Annotated in this window: 21 protein-coding genes; 15 read left to right on the top strand and 6 right to left on the bottom strand. The window is 62.4% G+C overall.

The window, feature by feature from the left end; translation table 11 throughout:
- Positions 1–12 precede the first annotated feature (12 nt).
- From J8F10_RS26505 to J8F10_RS26495, 3 genes are all read left to right on the top strand, one after another.
- Complete coding sequence (locus tag J8F10_RS26505; RefSeq protein ID WP_210659146.1) at positions 13–663, top strand: hypothetical protein; 651 nt, start codon at positions 13–15, stop codon at positions 661–663.
- A 123-nt stretch (positions 664–786) separates the two neighbouring features.
- Positions 787–1,167: a phosphoribosyl-AMP cyclohydrolase gene (gene hisI / locus J8F10_RS26500; RefSeq protein ID WP_210659144.1), complete on the top strand. Its 381-nt coding sequence runs from the start codon at positions 787–789 to the stop codon at positions 1,165–1,167.
- 252 nt (positions 1,168–1,419) lie between these two features.
- Positions 1,420–2,529 (top strand): DUF1571 domain-containing protein, encoded by a 1,110-nt coding sequence (locus tag J8F10_RS26495; RefSeq protein WP_210659142.1) that lies wholly within the window; start codon positions 1,420–1,422, stop codon positions 2,527–2,529.
- Here the strand turns inward: J8F10_RS26495 and J8F10_RS26490 are convergent.
- A complete protein-coding gene (locus J8F10_RS26490; RefSeq protein WP_210659140.1) occupies positions 2,501–3,085 on the bottom strand; it encodes a hypothetical protein in 585 nt (194 codons plus the stop codon). The two genes, J8F10_RS26495 and J8F10_RS26490, sit on opposite strands and share 29 nt — an antisense overlap.
- Positions 3,086–3,431: 346 nt before the next feature.
- Here J8F10_RS26490 and J8F10_RS26485 point away from each other — a divergent pair, with 346 nt between their 5' ends.
- The 8 genes from J8F10_RS26485 (at position 3,432) to J8F10_RS26450 (ending at position 8,577) form a co-directional block, all read left to right on the top strand.
- Entirely contained in the window at positions 3,432–3,923 is a 492-nt protein-coding gene (locus J8F10_RS26485; RefSeq protein ID WP_210659138.1) for a response regulator, read from the top strand.
- A gap of 34 nt (positions 3,924–3,957) precedes the next feature.
- Positions 3,958–4,254 (top strand): co-chaperone GroES, encoded by a 297-nt coding sequence (gene groES, locus J8F10_RS26480; protein ID WP_210659136.1) that lies wholly within the window; start codon positions 3,958–3,960, stop codon positions 4,252–4,254.
- 259 nt (positions 4,255–4,513) lie between these two features.
- The gene (locus J8F10_RS40010) at positions 4,514–4,927 is read left to right on the top strand and encodes an RNA recognition motif domain-containing protein (protein WP_210659134.1); all 414 of its coding nucleotides are present in this window, start codon (positions 4,514–4,516) and stop codon (positions 4,925–4,927) included.
- A 167-nt stretch (positions 4,928–5,094) separates the two neighbouring features.
- Positions 5,095–5,316: a translation initiation factor IF-1 gene (infA, locus tag J8F10_RS26470; RefSeq protein ID WP_210659131.1), complete on the top strand. Its 222-nt coding sequence runs from the start codon at positions 5,095–5,097 to the stop codon at positions 5,314–5,316.
- Positions 5,317–5,495: 179 nt separating this feature from the next.
- Entirely contained in the window at positions 5,496–5,774 is a 279-nt protein-coding gene (locus tag J8F10_RS26465; protein WP_210659129.1) for a hypothetical protein, read from the top strand.
- 510 nt (positions 5,775–6,284) lie between these two features.
- Positions 6,285–7,031, top strand: coding sequence for a hypothetical protein (locus J8F10_RS26460; protein WP_210659127.1), 747 nt, complete (start codon positions 6,285–6,287; stop codon positions 7,029–7,031).
- Between the two features lie 301 nt (positions 7,032–7,332).
- Positions 7,333–8,073, top strand: coding sequence for a TIGR02996 domain-containing protein (locus J8F10_RS26455; RefSeq protein WP_210659125.1), 741 nt, complete (start codon positions 7,333–7,335; stop codon positions 8,071–8,073).
- 99 nt (positions 8,074–8,172) lie between these two features.
- The gene (locus tag J8F10_RS26450; protein ID WP_210659123.1) at positions 8,173–8,577 is read left to right on the top strand and encodes a Dabb family protein; all 405 of its coding nucleotides are present in this window, start codon (positions 8,173–8,175) and stop codon (positions 8,575–8,577) included.
- A 96-nt stretch (positions 8,578–8,673) separates the two neighbouring features.
- Here J8F10_RS26450 and J8F10_RS26445 read toward each other — a convergent pair whose 3' ends face one another.
- Positions 8,674–9,111, bottom strand: coding sequence for a hypothetical protein (locus J8F10_RS26445; RefSeq protein WP_210659121.1), 438 nt, complete (start codon positions 9,109–9,111; stop codon positions 8,674–8,676).
- Between the two features lie 227 nt (positions 9,112–9,338).
- Between J8F10_RS26445 and J8F10_RS26440 the strand changes: the two genes are divergently transcribed.
- Positions 9,339–10,595: a pyridoxal phosphate-dependent aminotransferase gene (locus J8F10_RS26440; RefSeq protein WP_210659119.1), complete on the top strand. Its 1,257-nt coding sequence runs from the start codon at positions 9,339–9,341 to the stop codon at positions 10,593–10,595.
- Positions 10,596–10,597: 2 nt separating this feature from the next.
- Here the strand turns inward: J8F10_RS26440 and J8F10_RS26435 are convergent, their stop codons facing one another.
- Entirely contained in the window at positions 10,598–11,302 is a 705-nt protein-coding gene (locus J8F10_RS26435; RefSeq protein ID WP_210659117.1) for a DedA family protein, read from the bottom strand.
- A gap of 137 nt (positions 11,303–11,439) precedes the next feature.
- Here J8F10_RS26435 and J8F10_RS26430 point away from each other — a divergent pair, with 137 nt between their 5' ends.
- Positions 11,440–11,943 carry a hypothetical protein gene (locus tag J8F10_RS26430; RefSeq protein ID WP_210659115.1) on the top strand — a complete coding sequence of 168 codons (504 nt, stop codon included), beginning with the start codon at positions 11,440–11,442 and terminating at the stop codon, positions 11,941–11,943.
- A 42-nt stretch (positions 11,944–11,985) separates the two neighbouring features.
- On the opposite strand, the gene polX is transcribed toward J8F10_RS26430, so the two are convergent.
- From polX to J8F10_RS26415, 3 genes are all read right to left on the bottom strand, one after another.
- Complete coding sequence (gene polX / locus J8F10_RS26425; RefSeq protein ID WP_210659113.1) at positions 11,986–13,737, bottom strand: DNA polymerase/3'-5' exonuclease PolX; 1,752 nt, start codon at positions 13,735–13,737, stop codon at positions 11,986–11,988.
- A 219-nt stretch (positions 13,738–13,956) separates the two neighbouring features.
- Positions 13,957–14,496, bottom strand: a complete 540-nt coding sequence (locus tag J8F10_RS26420) for a hypothetical protein (protein WP_210659111.1) — start codon at positions 14,494–14,496, stop codon at positions 13,957–13,959.
- Positions 14,497–14,626: 130 nt separating this feature from the next.
- Entirely contained in the window at positions 14,627–15,730 is a 1,104-nt protein-coding gene (locus J8F10_RS26415) for a PseG/SpsG family protein (protein ID WP_210659109.1), read from the bottom strand.
- A gap of 628 nt (positions 15,731–16,358) precedes the next feature.
- Here J8F10_RS26415 and J8F10_RS26410 point away from each other — a divergent pair.
- Both J8F10_RS26410 and J8F10_RS26405 read left to right on the top strand, forming a co-directional pair.
- Positions 16,359–17,249 (top strand): ParB/RepB/Spo0J family partition protein, encoded by an 891-nt coding sequence (locus J8F10_RS26410; RefSeq protein ID WP_210659107.1) that lies wholly within the window; start codon positions 16,359–16,361, stop codon positions 17,247–17,249.
- 211 nt (positions 17,250–17,460) lie between these two features.
- The gene (locus J8F10_RS26405; protein WP_210659105.1) at positions 17,461–18,564 is read left to right on the top strand and encodes a WD40 repeat domain-containing protein; all 1,104 of its coding nucleotides are present in this window, start codon (positions 17,461–17,463) and stop codon (positions 18,562–18,564) included.
- Positions 18,565–18,703: the final 139 nt, after the last annotated feature.

Here is an 18,703-nt window from a genome sequence, read left to right as displayed (position 1 = left end):
CAGGACACCCGAATGCCCACGGTTAGTTGCCCGTCGTGTGCCCGCGCGCTGGAAGTGGACGACGCCTACCGCGACTGGACGGTGCGGTGCCCGCACTGCGCCACCGAGTTCGTGCCGGCCGAGGTCGCGCCGGCGCCGTTCGAGCGCGACCGGCGCGACGACAGGTATGCGGACGACTACGACCGCCCGCGGCGCCGGCGCCGCGGCCCCGACCCGGAGCGCGACGAGTGGGAGCGCCAGGAGGCGACCCGCTTGGCCCACGGCCCGGGTACGTGGTTGGAGGTGAGTGGGTGGGTCGGCGGGTTGCTCCTGGCCGGCGGCGCGTTGTACTGGTTTTTTGCCGCCGCACTGCAGGCGAACAACCGTAACGGCGACGAGACGGGAGCGGTGCTGTTCGGCGTGTTCTCCGCGCTGTGCGTGCTGCCGTACACGATCGTGATGGTCGTCGGCGGGCGAAAGATGCGGGCGCTGTCCAGTTACGGCTGGGCCATGACCGCGTCCGTTGTGGGTCTCACGTCGTTCCTGTTACTGTGCTCCATGTGCTTCTGTGCGTTCGTTCCCGTTGGGTTCGGCATTTGGGGCATGGTGGTACTTAATAACCCCGTCGTGAGCCGCGCCATCGACAAGAACCGCAATCGAGGCACCCGCGATTGGGACGATTGAGCCGCAGCACGTCGCAAGGGTGGTTCGTGTCGTTCCGCTACTAATGCGGGCGCGCCGGTGATTCGGCCGCCGGCGCGCGTAGAATCGTAGGAACGACACCGCATTCCCAGAATCAACGAACTGATGAACACCACACTCGACTTCGATAAGGCCGGCGGACTGGTTGCCGCAGTTGCTCAGGACGCGGACACGGGCGAAGTGCTCATGCTCGCGTGGATGAACCGCGAGGCGTTCGATGAAACCGTGCGCACCGGCCGCGCGGTTTACTTCAGCCGCAGCCGCAACAAGTTGTGGCGCAAGGGCGAAGAGAGCGGGAACGTCCAAGAAGTGCGTGGCGTCTTCATTGATTGCGACGCCGATACCGTGCTGCTGAAGGTCAAGCAAATCGGCGGGGCGGCGTGTCACGAGGGCTACAAGAGTTGCTTTTTCCGCCAGCTCGACGAGGGCGAACTGAAGGTCATCGCGGAACGCATTTTTGACCCGAAGGCCGTGTACAAGAAGTGAGAGACCCGAACGGGCGGCAATGAACAGAAGGAACAGGTCGCAGCAACTGCGTGCATAGACCCGGTCTTTCCCGACCTCTGTTCTTTGCCTTCTGTTCTCGATCTTCTGCACCCCGTGCCGTTTCTTCGCCCTCCCATCTTCTCTGGTCTTCGCCCCTTCCCCTCACCACTCACATTCTCATCTTGCCTGCGGACACTTGTTGTGGCTATGGTGCCGGGTGGAGATTGCCTCGGCTCCGCACGGACGCACACTATGATCCGCACACTTGCGTTCTGTTCGCTCGTTACTCTTCTCGCGGGTTGCTCGCGGTACCACTCGCGTGCTCAAGGGCCGTTCGCGAAGTCCGACCCACCGGCACCATACGGCGCGAGCACGCCCAAACCTCTCGGTAACCAGTCATCGCTCGGAATGGCATCGAGCACCCCCGTGCGCCCGACTCTGTCGGACGAGCGCCCACTCGTGCCCCCACGAACGGACGATCTCGCACCGGCCGGAGGAACGTTTTCCCCGCCGGATATTGATACGGACGCCAGCATGAGCACCCTGCCACCCTTGCGCAAACGACCGGACCCGAAGTCTGGAACGATGCCTTCGCCGTTTGCGCCGAAGCAGCCCAATACAGAAGCTCCCGCTACCCCCGCACCGACCGCAAAGCCCCTCGCTGAACTGAAGACGGTGATCGCCACCGCAAACACTGCGTGGAGGGCCGTGGACACGTTCGAGGCCACTGTCACGCGCCGGGAGATCAACCCGCAAGGTGCGTCCACCAGCGAGGTCGTGCTGTTCCAGTTCCGCCGGGAACCGATGAGCGTGTTTACGCGGACGATCAGTGAAAGTGGTAAGGGGCGCGAGGTGGTATACTTCCCCAAGAAGCACGAGGACAAGTTGTACCTGATGCTCGGACAGGGCGACCACAAGCTGTTCAAAGCCGGGTTCATTGTGCCGCCCGTTTCGCCCGATGACGCGCGCGTGAAAGAGAAAGCCCGCAACAGCATCCGCGATGCCGGGTTCGAGAAGGCGCTCACCAAACTCGCGGACACCGTTACGAAGATGGAAGCCGGCAAACTCCCGGCCGATACGCTCACGCTTCACGGACCGGTCAAGCGCGACGAGTACCCGTACCCGCTCACGGCCGTGACGCAGAACCTCCGCGCGGGTGGCGATCCGCTGTTCCCGAAGGGCGGGAGCCGAACCTACTTCTTCGACCTGAAGGAGAAGTCGCCGTCTTACGGGTTGCCGGTTCTGATTGTCGCGGCCGACTCGACGGGCAAGGAAGCGGAATACTACTTGCTCGAGAAGGTGAAGCTCCCGGCCAACCTCACGGATGCGGACTTTAACCCGGATCGATTGGGGAAGAAGTAGTCGTGTCTACCGGAGATTCGGCTGACAGTGCTTCCTCTGATGGAAGCGCCCGCGGTGTCGGTGACGGCCGGACGGTTTCGAGTGTGCGGAACGGTTCTTCGATGACGTACCGGCGCGTGAAGACCTTTTCGACCAAGTGCGGCAGTTGCAGCGACGGATCTTGGAACCCGAGCCAGACCGTCGCGGCGTTCTCGTAGAGAAGCGGGATGACCTCCCGCGAAACGGACGTCCACCCGCCTTCTACTGCTGTCATTACGTCCAGGTGCGGTACCGCGAACACGACCCCTTCCGCTTCCGCCGCGCGCACGGCCCACCGCATTTGAGCGACGGCCGCGAGCATCACCCCGCCTTCGTTGTTGGCAGTTGCGTCCTTCACGCGCCCGTCGAGATACCCGCACCTGACGTCCGCCGCGTGGAGGCGTTCCTTCAAGCCGATGTAGAGCGGGAGCGTCCACCCCTTGTCGCAAACCACGAGGCAACACGACCCGCGGCGCAGGTCGGTCGCGAGATCGGCGAGTACCCCGGCGAACGGAGCGATATTCGGAGGGGTCGGCATCGGGCTCTTGGGGTTTGAATCAGCAACGGGCTGTACCGGTTTCGTTTGAGGCGGTGCGAGATTGTCGCTGCATGCTAAGCGAACGAACGAACCCGGTCAAATCCTGCGTTCCTGTCATCGTGTCAGCGGGAAGGATGAACATGACAGTTGGGCGGTTCGGAGAATCGCACAGACCGACTTGACGCGGTGTGCGCATCTAACGTATCTTTCAGGGGTTAGCGCCGTCCCGCATTCCTCCCCGTGCGCTTCGGCACTTCGTTTGCTGCAATCTGTTTCCCAGACTCCTTCCACGCGATGTTGCCCGGTCGGTTCTTCCCGATGGTCGCGCGTCCGGGAGGTTAAAATAATGATTCCCGCACCGCGCCCGTCCGAGGGCGAACCGACAATAACCGTTCCCGCGAGTGACCCGTGGCGGTTCTCGATCCTCATTGCCGACGACGATCGCGGTACGCGCGAGACGCTCGGTGAGATGCTCGCGGCCCGCGGGTTCCGCACCATGTTGGCCGCGGACGGGGGTGAGGCTGTTGAACTGGTCCAGGTGGATATTGTTCACTTGGTGCTGTTCGACATGCACATGCCCCGGCTCACGGGCCTGGAAGCGTTCGCGGTGATCCGGCAGACGCTCGATCGCGCTCTGCCGGCCGTGCTCATGACCGCGGACGCGAACAACGACTTGATCCGCCAAGCGTTCGCGGCGCAGGTGTACAGCGTGATTCCGAAGCCGGTGAACGGGAACGTCGTATTACACACCCTGGAACGGGCGCTCGCACGGGTTTACGGCCCGCGCCCGGAACCACAAGACAAGGTCGAGGCGCCGCGCCCGCCGACCGACGAGTAACCGCAACCGATTGATTCCCCAGGAGAGTTGACTCATGGCAGCGCTGAAGATCGTCCCGCTGAACGACAAGATCGTGGTCGAGCGCCTCGAAGCCGACGACAAGACGGTGGGCGGCATCATTCTCCCCGACAGCGCCAAGGAGAAGCCGAAGCAGGGTAAGGTGCTCGCAGTGGGTGAGGGCAAGCCGCTCGAAGACGGCGGTCGCGCCAAGTTCCAGGTGAAGGTGGGCGACCGCGTGCTCTTCACGAGCTACGCGGGCAGCGAAGTCACCATCGACAGCAAAGAGTACCTCATCGTGACCGAGGACGACCTGCTCGCCATTGTGGACTAACCACAGCGCGAAACGCAGGACACAACGGGGCTGTTGGGCGCCAGATCGTGGATCTGGCGCCCAACAGCCCCGTTCCGTTTTTCCGCGCCGATTGTACAGAAAATTCTTGCGGGGGCGATTGCGATGATTATATTGTGACGATTATTCCGGCATGAGCCGGGTGATTGCGTGTTGGTCTCCCTCGCGGCTTGTACCCGCTCCGTGTGTGGGCGGGGCCAGAGGTGTACCCGGCACGGGCGCACGGTGGCTTCGGTTCCGCATGGCTACGAACATCTACGTCGGCAATTTGCCTTGGTCCACAACGGACGACGAACTGTCCGCAATGTTCCAACAGTTCGGCGCGGTGACCCGCGCACAAGTAGTAATGGATCGCGAAACCGGCCGCTCGCGCGGGTTCGGGTTCGTGGAGATGGCCAACGAGAACGAGGCCCAGGCCGCCATCGCCGCGCTCAACGAGCAGGCGATCAACGGCCGACCGCTTACCGTTAACGTTGCGAAACCGCGTGAGGGCGGTGGTGGCGGGGGCGGCGGGCGCGGGGGTTACGGTGGCGGGGGCGGTGGAGGTCGACGCGGAGGCGGAGGCGGGGGCGGGTACGGCGGTGGTGGAGGAGGAGGATACGGTGGGGGTTACGGTGGCGGAGGCGGTGGTGGGTACGGTGGCGACCGCTACTGAGCCCGGTTCCTACTTCCGCTCAATTGAGTCGCGGATATTTAATCAACGCGCCCGGTTTGTGAGGTCAACGGACCTCCATTGGGTGCGCGTTTGTTATTTCTACTGATCTCGGTCGATCCGTAGGTCTCGGGTAACAGACGGTCGCAGTTCTTTATCCGGGTGGGTGTATGGCGAAAGAAGAAGCGGTTGAAGTCGAGGGCCGTGTCAAAGAGGCTCTGGCGAATACGCAGTTCCGCGTCGAACTGGACATCGGTGGCGAGGTCATCGCACACGTTTCCGGCAAGATGCGCAAGAACTTCATTCGCATCATTCCGGGCGACCGCGTGAAAGTGGAGATTTCCCCCTACGATCTGACGCGCGGGCGAATCACATTCCGCGTCCGGAGTTGAGCGCACTCGGTCACTAACATTTCGTCCGACGCATCTGCAGTACGAGCCACGGACTTGAGGCAAAGTTTACAGATTGAGCACTTTTTTCTTGACCGCGACCCCTCCAATTGTCAAGTTATCTGCACGTCGCTCGATGGATCAGCGACGCCCATCACTCAAAGCCAGGGAGGGTTACACCAATGCTCGTTACCACCGAATCCAAGGCTCAGGGCTGGCGCGCGGTTGCGGTTTTCGATGACCGCGCCGATGCACTCATCTTCGTCGGCCGCTCGTCCACGCAGGTCCGTCAACAGTACGCCGAAGCGTTCGCCGAAGTGCTCGACGACGAAGAGCGCGAGCACGTCACCACGATGCAGCTCCAGCAGTGGAGCGGGGCACCGGATGCGGGCCGGTGGATGCTCAAGGGCACGCTGAAGGTACCGGCGCCGGTCACCGCCAAGCTCCGCCTCGTTGCCTGATCGAAATAACCCCCGCGTTCGACTTCGCGGCCGAGCCGTTCGGCTGTTGGTAGCAAGACGAAGAACGCGAGAAGCACCCGGCCGCCCTCGACTCGTGGTACGAACCGCGACCTGAGAGCGGCCGAGTTCGTCTCTACTGTCCCCTTCCGTACTTTGTGATTCGGTTCATCGACCGCGTTCGTGAAGTCGAGGCGCTCGCTCGGGAAGCACTGCTGAAGGCGCCCGTTTTCCGTGCCACAAGATGCGCTCACTCTGTCACTTCCGTCCGAACGCGCACTAGTGTTCCCCAACGGCCCGATTCGTCGCCCGCGCCCGAACCCCGCCTCCGGTCTCTGCGTCACTTTGAACTGCCCCGTTTGTACGGTCGGCGCGTTTGACACAATCCGGCTCGCTTACCGGGCTTGCAACCGGACATCCCGCGTCGAACAATAGAGCAGTCACCTTGTCGGTCGCGCCCTGATTAACGCAGGAGCCCTCTCCGCGCGCCGGCCCAGACGAGAGGAACCGTAGATGAACTCTTACGCTTCGTTGTGCGACGACTTCGGTGTCTCGACCTACGTCCACGGCAAACTCGAAATGCCGACCGGTCGCGAAACCGTGTTGCACTTCTTTGAGGCCGTCCAAAAGGTGGCCCCGAAGATGACCGAGTTCGAGAAGCGCAGCGATTCCGAATACATGCTCGAAGAGGACCGCGAATCGGGCAGCTACCGCTGGACCTCGTTGGACCACCGCCGACTCAGTGCCGGGTACGTCAACCCGCCGACTCTCGACGACGCGGACGTTCACAACGAGCGCGTCCTTGAAATCGCCCCGTACCACCTCGACCTCAACGGTATGCAGACCGAGTCGATGGACGTGCTGTACTACTTCGACTTCCTCTACCAGGGGAACCACGACGAGGTGGTGGCCGAGGCACTGACCAGCGGTACGCCGCTCGAAGGGTTGGTCCAGGTACCCGCGGCGCGCGTGCTGCACTACCAGCCGACCATGATGCTGGCCCTTGATGATGCGTGCCAACTCCAGGCGCGGCTGAGCATCGAGACGCGCACCAACGCCTACCAGGTGCGAACGAACAGCTTCCCGGAATCGCCCGTGACCGTGTACTTCACGGTTCGGCAGTTTTGGGGAAAGCAGCAGTTTAAGTCGTTTGCGGAGAGCTATCACAACCAGCGTCGGGTGCTCGACGAGTTGGTGAGCACCTATGTCGTGCCGCAAGTCATCAACCCGCTGGCGAAGGCCATTAGCGCAAAGCAGTAATTGAGGTTACAAAATTCGGTGAGGCGACGCCCACACTTCAATCTGACCGCGGGCGCCGCCTCACCGAATTTCGTAGCGAAGTGATCTTCGGTCTCAGCTCAGAAGTCCGAGCGCATTTTCGCGAGCCTGTCAACAACGGCAAACGTGAAAACTCATCCCGCACGATACCCGGATTCGTCAGTTCGACTGTAAAATGTGGCTGTGTCGGAACACCCGTGACGAGGCGATAGACGCCGAGGCCCTGGTCTTCGCCCATCTCCCTTTCTCGCCGACAAGAGTTGCTCGGCGCGGAGGACCACACATGAGCGACGGCGACGCCCTGCTGCGAGCGATCCTGGCCGAGCCCGACGAGGACACGCCCCGACTCATGTACGCGGACTGGCTCCAGGATAACGGGGAACCGGAGCGCGCGGAGTACATCCGGGTGCAGGTACAGTTGGCACGGCAATACCGGGTGTTTTGCCCGGACGGGCACCCGTGGGATAAGGTCGATAAGGGGCCGCACTCTGTCCCCGGTACGCGGTGCCGAAAGTGCCGGATTGAGGGACCGAGTTGGCCGGCCGTCGAAGCGGACGAGGCCCTGCACGCGCGTGCGTGTGTGCTGTGGGCGTCGCACGCCGATCTGTGGGCGCGGCCCCTGGCGGTGCTGTGCGGGTTCCCGGACACTCCGGCCCAGTGGCCGCCGATCGTGTCGGACCCAGCACGGGCGCCGCGGTACCACCATATCTGTCCCACCAGCGCATATGCGGACGGGCGCGGGATGCAGTGGGAGTTTCACCGCGGGTTCATCGAATCCGTCTCGTGCTCGGCCACCGACTGGTTCGCCTACGAAGACGCGATCCGCGCGTCGTTCCCGGTCCAGAAGGTGTTGTTGACGACGCGGCCAGAGCACGTGGCACGAGCCCCGACGAGCGGTCGCGCGGAGACGCCGCGCGTTGGGGACGACACAAACCACTACGTTGACATTCGAGCGGTAACCGGAATGGACCGTGCTCGGCTCGAAGCCCGCTGGCCCGGGGTCACGTTCGAGGTGTCCGCCTGATCGGTCTGCGGCAAGTACCTCTCGGGGGCGCGAACGAGCAGCGTGTGCCGAGCGTTCCTACAATTCCCCTTCGCCCGTTTCACCACCGGAGGGGTTCTCATGTTGCGCCTTTTAGTCGCCGCCGCTCTCGTTGCCTACTGCGGCATGCCGGCCTCGGCCGACGACAAGAAGCCGACGATGATCGGTCACATGGTGTACTTCAAACTCAAGGACAACACGGCAGAGAACCGCAAGAAGCTGGTGACGGCGTGCGAGAAGTACCTGTCCGAGCACCCAGGGACGGTGTTCTTCTCGGCGGGTGAGATCGGCGACGAGTTCAAGCGCGACGTGAACGACCGCGACTGGGACGTGGCGCTGCACTTGGTGTTCGTGGATAAAGCCGCGCACGACAAGTACGCGGTGGACAAGGAGCACCTGAAATTCATTGACGAGAACAAAGCGAACTGGGCGAAGGTGCGGGTGTTCGACTCGGAACTACGCGGCTACAAGGCCAGCAAAAAGTAGGTCCGGTGAGCGCGGCCGGGCGTTCGGTCGTGCTTGTTCAAGAAGGGCGCGATCGCCCGGCGCGCTCGGAGTTCTCGCGCTAAGCCGCCACCGGTCTCATTCGCTGCGGCCGCCTTTAAAGATCGCACCGAGACCGATCACGAATAAGATCGGCGGGTAAAAGAAGAGAGTGTCGTTCATCAGGCCGGCAAAGAACCAGATGACCGCGACAACCATCGCGAGAAGACCGCCCCAGAAACCGCCGTTAAACACCCGTCCTTCAAGACTCTGCCCAGAACTTTCCGATTGCGGTGCCTGCCGCTTTTTCTTCTTCGCAATCGAGTCCGTGTTGTACTCGTCCGGCTTGAGGTACTTCGCGGTTGCGAGCACCATCTGACCGCCCGACGACGATCCGCAAGTTTCTGTTTCCGCTGCGGGCGCGGTCTTCGCGCCGAACCGTCCCTGTAACGCCGGGATCTTTTTGGGAGCTTTGGGTTCGAGTTCGCCCGAGATCGGTTCGCCAATTTCGAGTTCTTCATCTGCCGATTCCGTCACTCCCCCCGACACGACCGCGTGCCCCCACTTATCCTCGGTGGCTCGGTTCGTGTCGTAATTCATGGCTCACCTGATTTCGAGTGTCGAACACAGCTTGGGGCGTTATCTCGAAATCTAGCTCACAAATCGCGCGGTGACCGGGTTGAGTGGACGACGAATGTCGGCATTCGTTTGATGAGTGAATCACCTCTCACCACAATGATTCGACCACAACGAGTAGTACCACAATGAGTACCAGCGTTCCCGCCCTTTCTTCTTTCGCCAGCGGGCTGACGACCGAGACCGCGTTCGATGTGCTCGCGGTCGCGCGAAAACTGATGGCCGGCGGGAAAGATGTGATCGCGCTTCAGATCGGTGATTCGCCGTTCCCCACCACGGCCAGCGCGATCAAAGCGGCACACGCGGCCATCGACGCGGGCCTGACGCGATACTGCCCGTCCGCCGGTCTGCCCGAATTTCGGGAGACCATCGCTCGAACGGTGAAGACCGAGTTCAACATCCCGGCGACTGCGGACAACGTGGTAGTCGGCCCCGGCGCGAAAGTATTCGAGACGTACTTCTGCGAAGCGTTCCTCGAACCGGGCGACGCGGTGCTGGTGTTCCAGCCGGCGTTCCCGACCTTCGAGCCGAACATCCTCCGGCGCGGCGCGAGGCCGGTGTACGTTCCCCTCAAGCAAGAGAACCAGTTCCGGCCCGATGTCGCAGCGATCGAAAAGTTCGTGAAGACCGAACCGCGTGCCCGCGCGCTGTTCCTCAACTTCCCCCACAACCCGACCGGCGGTGTCGCGACTCCCGAAGACCTGAAAGCGATCGCGAACATTGTCCGCGGAACGAACATCGCGGTGTTCAGCGACGAGCCGTATTGCCACATGGTTTGGGGGGGCAAACACAGTAGCATCCTGGCCGAGCCCGGGATGATCGATCAGTGCGTGGGCGCGTACACGTTCTCGAAAAGCTACAGCATGAGCGGGTGGCGCTGCGGGTACATGATCGCGGCGCCGGCGGTCGCGCAGATCGTGAGCAAGATGATTAACACGTCGCTCTCGTGCGTGCCGCCGATCGTACAGATGGCGGGCAAGGCCGCGCTCGAGCACGATGCGGTCGAACGCGACGAGGTGATGAAGAAGTTCCACGCGAAGGTCGAGTTGCTCGTGAGCGAGTTGCGAAAGGTGCCCGACGTAACTGTGTTGATGCCGGAAGGCACGTTCTACGTGTTTCCGCAAGTCGCCCCAATCTGCGAGCGACTTGGCATCACGTCACACGGGCTGGCGATGTACCTCTTAGAAGGGGCGGACGACAAGCGCGGCGTGGCGTGCCTCGGCGGAGAGTGCTTCGGCGCGGCCGGGCAGGGGTTTTTGCGCTTCAGTTGCGCAGAACCGGACGACCGGCTCGTGCAGGCGGTCGCGTTCTTCGCCGATGCCGTGAACCGTACCGGCCGCGTGAAGGCGTACCTGGATGCGCACCCGAAGTACCGACTGAAGTAGTGTCACTTGCTTTCGAATACTGTTAGTGCTTCCTTTTGTGCAGCAACCGCGGCGGCCGGGTTCTTAACCGGCTCGCCCGCGGGCGCCGATCCTCCCGGCCCTTGAAGAATGGAGGTCGGCGCCTCGGACGCACCATTTGGTTCCCGGCGCCGCAGGAGCCGGTAATACATGTACAAGCCGTAGCCCATCACCAGCAGCGCTCCGACAACCAGCGCGGTACTCTCGAACCGGTGAATGAGACCAAGAATCCACGTCCCGCAGAAGAAGAACAGCCCGACCCCAACGACCGCATAAATCAAATCCGCGACGAGAAACTTCAGGAACGAGTAGCGCGTCGCGCCCGCGATGAGGAACACGCCGGTTCGTACCGGCGGAAGGAAGCGCGAGAGGATGAGCAGCTTCATCCCGTGTTGTGTGAAGTGCCCTTCGAGCCGCTGGCGCCGTTCCGCGCTCAGTACCTTCTGCACCCAACGGTACTCGAACAGTTTCGGTCCCCACCTCCACCCAACGCCGTACAGCACGCAATCGGCCGCGATGATTCCGAGACCGCACGCGGCCCAAGCCAGCGACCACCACACTTCCGAGTGGAGTGCGTTCACGCTCGCCGCGTACAGGATACCGGCCTCCTCGGGCACGGGAGGAAGCCCAATGCCCGTGAGGAACAGCCAAAAGAAAATGGAAGCGTACCAGTAGATCGCGTCGGTCATGTACCGGCTCCGGTGTGAGCGCTGAACCGTTCTGCCCAAACGATGCACTTCCCGTTCCAATCGATTGTCAGCCGGGCTGGAAGCGAACACTGGAGCGCGGGTAAACTGCCACAACCAAACGGTCCCGAGGCGCCACGATGAGTACGGACGTAACCGCCACCAACGCGGCCTACCCTGATAGCGACGGCAAACCGATGGCCGACAACACGCTTCAATGGGACTGGATGGTCAAGATTGTCGGCGAGCTGCGCGAGTTGTTCGCCGGTCAGCAGGTGTTCGTTGCCGGTGACTTGTTGTGGTACCCAGTGCAGGGTGATCCCAAGACGCGCCAGGAATGGGAGAGCGATGGCTTCGCGCCACAGGTAGTATTCTGGGTGCGTTCAACTCTGCGAACAGTAAGTGTGTTGCGCGAAGAAACCACCGAGATGTTGAGATTCTGCGAACAGCAGAAAGTTGAAGAGCTTTACTGTATCGAAGCGCATCGAAACCGCGTGGTCGCTCTCGTTCGTAATGACGGCCGAATGAAAGTGGTCTACCCGCTTGAGGGCTACATCAGCCCACGACTCGGTGTCCGCTTCGGAGAGGACTTCTCTCAGGGGTTGTTTGATTGGGAGCCGGACCTTGTGGTTACGACCACGTGACGTGTCGCATCAGCCTCAAAGATCCGGTTCCGGGTAGCTGCCTCAAACGGTCGGGCTCTGTTTCCGGCGCGCGAGTTCCTTCATCACGTCGGCCAGCCCGCGCGTATTGAACACGTCATCTTTCGTGAGCCACCCGCGGCGAGCGACCTGAACTCCGAACGTGTAGAGCGCGAGTTCACCGGTACTGTGTGCGTCCGGGTTGATGACGATCGGAATGCCCATCGCCTTCGCTTGCTTCACGTACTTCCAGTCGAGGTCGAGGCGCGACGGCTGCGCGTTGATCTCGATCATCTTGCCGTGCTTCGCGGCGACCTTCAGCACTTCGTCGAGGTTGATTTTGTACCCCTCGCGCTTGAGCAGCAGGCGCCCGGTCGCGTGACCCAGCATCGTCACCGCGGGGTGCGAGAGCGCCTTGCACACGCGGGCCGTCATCTCGGCTTCCGGCATCCCGAAGTGCGAGTGAACACTCGCGACGACGTACTCGAACCCCGCGAGCAGCTCGTCGGTGTAGTCGAGCGATCCGTCTTCGAGGATGTCCACCTCGCTGCCCTTTAGGATGCGCACGCCCTCGAGTTTCGCGTTCACGCGATCGATCTCGGCCCACTGTTTCCGCACCACATTCGACGGAAGCCCGCGCGCGATCGTGAGCGACTGCGAGTGGTCGCCGACACCGAAATACTCGAAGCCGAGTTGCTTCGCCGCGAGCGCCATCTCTTCGAGGGACGCGGTGCCGTCGCTATAGGTGGTGTGGTTGTGAAACACGCCGCGGATGTCGGAGTCCACAACTAGTGCGGGGAGCTTCTTCAGTTCGCCGGCCTCGATCTCTCCGGTGTCTTCGCGCAGTTCGGGCTGAATGTACGGCAGGTCGAGCGCGGCGAAGATGTCCGTTTCGTCCTTACACGGCACCGAGCGCGTTTCGTTCGCGAGCGCGTATTCGTTGAGCGAGAGACCGCGGTCGATCGCGCGCTGGCGCATCCGAATGTTGTGCTCCTTGCTACCCGTGAAGTAGTGGAGCGCGAACGGGTACTGGGTATCCTCCACCACGCGGAGATCGGCCTGGAGCGTGACCTTCGTTCCGTGAACGTGTAGCCCGGCGACCACGCTCGACTTGGTCGGCCCCTGCCCCAAGACCTGGATCACTTCGGGAATCTTGACGAACGCATCCATGATGGGTTGCGCATCCGCGCTGCTCACCAGGATGTCGAGGTCCGCGACCGTCTCTTTCCGCCGGCGAAGGCTCCCGCACAACTCGGCGCGGATGACTCCGGGAAACGCACGAATCTGTTCGAGGAGCGCCAGGCCCAGCGGCAACGCGAGATCGATCCGCACGCGGTGCCCGACCTGGTCGATGTACGCGATCCCTTCGAGTATCCGGGTCTGAGTCTTCGCACCGAATCCTTTTTGCTTCGCGACCTCACCCGACTCGCACGCGGCCTTCAGTTTCTCGATCGAGTCGATGTGCAGCAGGTCGTGGAGCGCCTTGACCTTCTTCGGCCCGAGTCCGGGAAGCCGGAGCATCTTCACGAGGCCCACCGGAATCGAAGCCCGCAGGTCTTCGAGGTACGGTAAATTCCCGGTCGTTACGAGCGTGGTGATCTTCAGTGCAAGCGCTTCGCCGATGCCGCGCACCTCGGCCAGTTTCCCGTCCGCGACCATCTGCGCCAGGTCACCGGGCAACTGCTGAACGAGCCGCGCCGCGTTGTGGTAGGCGTTCGTGCGGAACGTGTTCTCGCCCTTGAGTTCGAGAAGGGTGCCGATCTCGTCGAGTGCGTCGGCAACGTCGTCTTTGGTCATGGTCCGGCTCCTCACAGGAAGGTGGAGTGAGGATACCAGAAGGGGCGGTCAGAGGGGATGTTGGAGGCGGGCGAGAACCTACCCCCCAACCCCCTCCCTAAAGGGAAGGGGAGGAAAACCACTCACCGAGTGTGTTCCCAATCACAGAGATTTCGCGCGCCTGCTCCCCTTCCCTTTAGGGAGGGGGTTGGGGGGTAGGTCTGCCTTGCTCAGTGCGAATTAGTTGTCGGGATACGAAACCATTCGCGCGAGCCGATCCTTCCGCTCCTTGCCGGCGTAAGCATTCACGTAAATGTAAGGCTCCTCCAATCGGCGCGCGGGGAGCCACTTACATTGGATGTCAACGGATGTGGTGTAGGCGACAAGGCGACCAGTGATCCGCTTCGGAATCTGCAGGGGCCAGCCGTACCCGTACTCCGTTCGCACCACCTGACCGATGATGCGCTCGTCTTCGTCCTCCTCGTCTTCCGTTTCAAACTCGCGGATCGCTTCCGCCAGTTCTTGCAGCACGTCGTCCAGGTCCGGGACATCATCAACGAGAGTGAACACGACCTGAGCCGGCCAGAAGTTGTCCCTCGCGTTTTTCTTGTAGAGGTTGTGGTTGGCGAACACGATCCCCGCCTTCACGATGCGGCCTTTCCGTTCCAGTTTCTCCTCTCGCGCCGCCTCCTGGCGCATGAACCACACGTAATAGCCGATCGCCAGCCCTACGAGGATCAGCGGGATTTCGACACAGAGGATGACGAGGAGCCACCACATCAGTGCGCGCCCGATTAAGGGAAACGAAACGTCCCGGTCCGCTCTCGACAGAGCGTATCGGACCGGGACGAGCGGAACAAGATATTGAACGAACACGCGGCTGCGGTCTACGGGTGGACCGCGTTCGAGATCACGCCGCGATTTTCAGGCCGTGGGTCGGAGCGAACGAGGCGGCCCGCTTGCGCATCGGGTTGTGGAGCATGATCTCCAGCCCGTTCACGATGCGGTCCGGCCCGCGCCCGTCGAACGTGTTCCGCGCACAGCGGGTCATGCTCTTCCGCTCCATCGGGTCGTCGTGGAACAGATCGATCGCTTCGCGGAGCTGGTCGAAGGTCACGTCCGCCGCGTTCCCGAGGTAGGTCGCGACGCCGTCCTCGTCGAGCTTCTTCCCGTTGCCCGCGTGCCGCTTCGTCTGGCTCAGGATCAGTTGCGGGATGCCCACCACGCACAGCTCCGGCGACCATCCGTCGCCGCTCGTCAGCGCGAAGTGAGCGCGGACGAGGCGCGTCATCAGTTCCTTTGTCTCGGTGATGACTTCGACCTTGCCGCCGCTGTCGTCGGCCAGGGCCAGCATCTCATCGTAGCGCGGGTGGTGCGTGCGGGCCGAGATCGTGATCTTCGCGACCTTCGGCATCTCCATGAGCTGCTGCGTGCGCGTCAGCGCTTCGCCCGCGAGGTCGTCATCACCCATCGCAACCAGGGCGCGGAACGGCATCGGCGGCTCGGTCGCGCGGATCGTGCGCTGCCGGCGGAACACCCCGCGACAGAGCGCGAAACGGGTGCCGAGGAGGAGCTGGCAGCCCGGCTCCACGCGGTACGCCTTCCGCAACGGGTACAGCATCGGGTTCACCACGAGGTCGGCCGGGAACCGCATGTCCGCGGTCGAGTCGAACACCATCACCAGCGCGCCGGTCTTCTTCAGCTCGCGGAGGTAGTCGGCCGAGTAGCCCTCGCCCGCGACGACCACGGCGGCGGCGTTCATCTTCCGCACCGCGGCGATGGTGACTTCGAGGTCGCCGTCGTCGCCGACCTTCCGCTCGGCGGGCACCCAGTCGTTGTTCCCGCGGTTCACGACGGTCGCCAGCGAGAGCGGATCGAGGTAGCTGAGGAAGTTCGTTCCCCGGCGGCGGCGCTGGAGGGCCGCCGCGAGCGAGAGGCACTGGTAGAACGGCTCCCAGCCGTGCTCGCCAGTACCGTCGCAGCGAAACAGAATCGGGCCACGAGTCGCATCCATGCGCAACGCTCCTGAGCAACCAGCGATTGAAAAGGTGCGCGAACGGGGCACCGCGTGCGCCCGCGGAGATCCTCCCGCGGGCGTTGGGCCGTAGCGTTCGCGCGTTCCGGTTGGTGTGGAGTGTGCTTCCGCTTCGGACGAATGTCCGTGCGCGAGCGAGACGCGCAGCGGGGGAGCCAATCTCGACACCTCTTCTCCGGGCGGGTCATTGCTGACCCGGACGACGCACCACTGGGTTCCGGTCCGGTGGTGCATCGTGTTCGGCCTTCGGGTTCCGGTCCGTTGGCCGAGCGAGGCGGATGGTAATTCAGTTTTCTCACAACCGACAAGGCCACTTTCTTCGCGCTCGGTCAGAATCAAAATTCCGCGCACTGTGCGCCGATTTTCGAGCACCGAAACTGTGCCGATCGGCGCGGAAATGCGCCCCTAATCGGCTGCACGCAACGTACCGGATGTTCCACGTGGAACAGTACCGGCCGGCCTGATTTCGCTGCAAATTCGATTCGCACTCACGTTTGCGATGTTCCACGTGGAACGCCCCCAGCGGGCCGCACCTTTGATTCCACTTCTCACAACCGCAGAGGTTGCTATGAGTCGGCCCGAATTGATTGACCACGGAGACCCTCGCATGGAAGCGACCGTCAAAGCCCCGCCCCGTTTGGCTCGTGGATTGAACGCCCTCTTGGGCGACATCTCGCTCCCGCAATCCGCGGACGCGCCCGTGTCCCGACTCGCGGTCGGGAAGATCGTGTTCAATCCGTATCAGCCGCGCAAGCAGTTCGATAATGATGAACTCGCCTCACTCACCGCGAGCGTGAAGAACCACGGCATCCTTCAGCCGCTCGTGGTGCGTGCGGTGGGGGACAGCTACCAACTCATCGCGGGCGAGCGCCGGCTCCGCGCGGCCAAGGACGCCGGGTTGGAAGAGGTACCCGTCCACGTCGTCGGGTTCGACGATCAGCAGGTGTTCGAGGCGGCGCTCGTCGAGAACATTCAGCGCACCGACCTGAACCCGATCGAGAAGGCGGCCGGGTTCAAGGAGTACATGGACAAGTTCCGCATGACGCAGGACCAGCTCGGCGGGCGCCTCGGGCTGGACCGCTCGACCGTGAGCAACCTGCTCGGGCTCCTGAACCTGCACGCCGACGTGCAGGCCGCGGTGCGGAACGGTCAGCTCACGATGGGCCACGCCAAGGTGCTGAAGGGCGTGACCGACCTGGAACAGCAGCTCGCGTTCGCGAAGGACGCGATCGTGAAGAACTACTCGGTCCACGCCCTGGAACTGCTCGTCAAGCAGCACAAGCTCGCGGCGGCCGGAGCGGAAGTCGCGGCCGAAGCGGTTGCCCGCAAAGAGCCGGCCGAAAAGACGGCGCACGTGAAGGGCCTGGAAGACGACATCCGCCAGCGGCTCGCAGTGAAGATCGAGATCAAGGTGAAGGCGAAGGACAAAGGCCAGATCGTGATCGGCTTCGACTCCAACGACGACTTCGAGCGGATCATTCAAGCTCTTCAGAAGTGAACGGCTGACTGAACGCGATCGAAACAAACAGGGGGCTGATGCCCCCTGTTTGCGTTTAAATGCCTCTCCCCAAATGCAGAAGTGATTTCATTTCGAGTAACGGCTTACCCTCCGGTTAAGCTAACATCCGCTGAAAGGACCAGGACCGGGTAACGTTTACACCACATTCCCGCCGTCTACGATTCGTGGGGAAGTCCACGCCGAGGGTCTGATGAAAGTTCGTACCCGCTGGATCTTTCTCCTGGTCGCCATCGCTCTCGTAGTGGTGGGTACAGTTGGCGCGACGGCTGTTTTGTGGCACATCGACAGAAACCGGCTTGACCCGCCGAAGACCATTCTCCTGGCCCCCGAAGGCACCGTCAGCACAATTGCGTTCAGCCCCGATGGTCGCCACCTGGCCGCTGGTAGCGGCCATGCAATCGTAGTGTGGGACCGGGCGACGCGACAACTCGTCCGGACCCTCGATCATCCCACGACCGCTGTCGTCGCATCCGTGGCGTACTCCGCGGACGGGAAACGGCTGGCTTCGGGGTGCTTTGACGGGCACTTGGCGGTGTGGGACGCGGAACGAGGCGCGCGACTACTAACGCTTCAGAAAGGCGGATATGGGCCACCCTCCAACAGAGAAACTGAGAGGTGTGTTGCCGCGGTATGCTTCTCACCGGATGGGCGAAGCGTGGCGGCAGCTCACCACCCTTCATCGGGTGACACCGTGCCCAGCGAAGTCCGAGTATGGGACGCTGTGGATGGGAAGGAAAAGCTGGTTCTGAAGGGACACCGTGGCTGGGTGAAGGCGGTCGCGTACTCACCCGACGGGATGTATCTCGTTTCCGGGGACGACAAGGGCGACGTGAAGTTATGGGATTCCGTGGACGGGAGCCTCCGCCGGAATCTCCCTCAACGGCACAATATTTTAGCCCTGTCGTTCGTCCCCAAGAGTGGGATGGTGGCCTACGGCGGCGGGTGGTCACAGGCGACGGACGTCGTCACTGTATGTGACACAGTGACCGGGTCGGAAACCCGATTCTCAGACTTACCCCAGGACAACTACGCCACCTATGTGATGTGCCTCGCGTTCTCTCCGGACAGCCGGACAATGGCGACAGGAGAGGTGCTCAAGGATGGGAAGCATCCACACTGTGTGCGACTGTGGGACGTACCCACCGGCCGACTGATCCGAGTTTTCCGGTGTCCCGGCCCACCGAAGGCCGTAGCCTTTTCCCTCGATGGAACCGAACTGGCAGCCGGGTGCACAGAAGACAAGCCGACAACAGTTGGTGAAGTGCGTATCTGGGACGTTCCCCCGAAGCCCTGAGCAGCAGGTAGGCCAGTCGCTGTTCGCCTTTGGTGAAAGCCACGTAACCGAGAGTGCGGGCGCTCCGCACTCTCGAAGCGATCACTTCTCTTGCCCGATCCGGCGCGCATCGGCTACGCTCTCCGTGTTCGATTCCTCA

It is taken from the genome of Gemmata palustris (genome assembly GCF_017939745.1).
GTDB lineage: Bacteria > Planctomycetota > Planctomycetia > Gemmatales > Gemmataceae > Gemmata > Gemmata palustris.
Note: the sequence above shows the minus strand (reverse complement) of the source record. Positions and strands in the feature narration are given on the sequence as shown.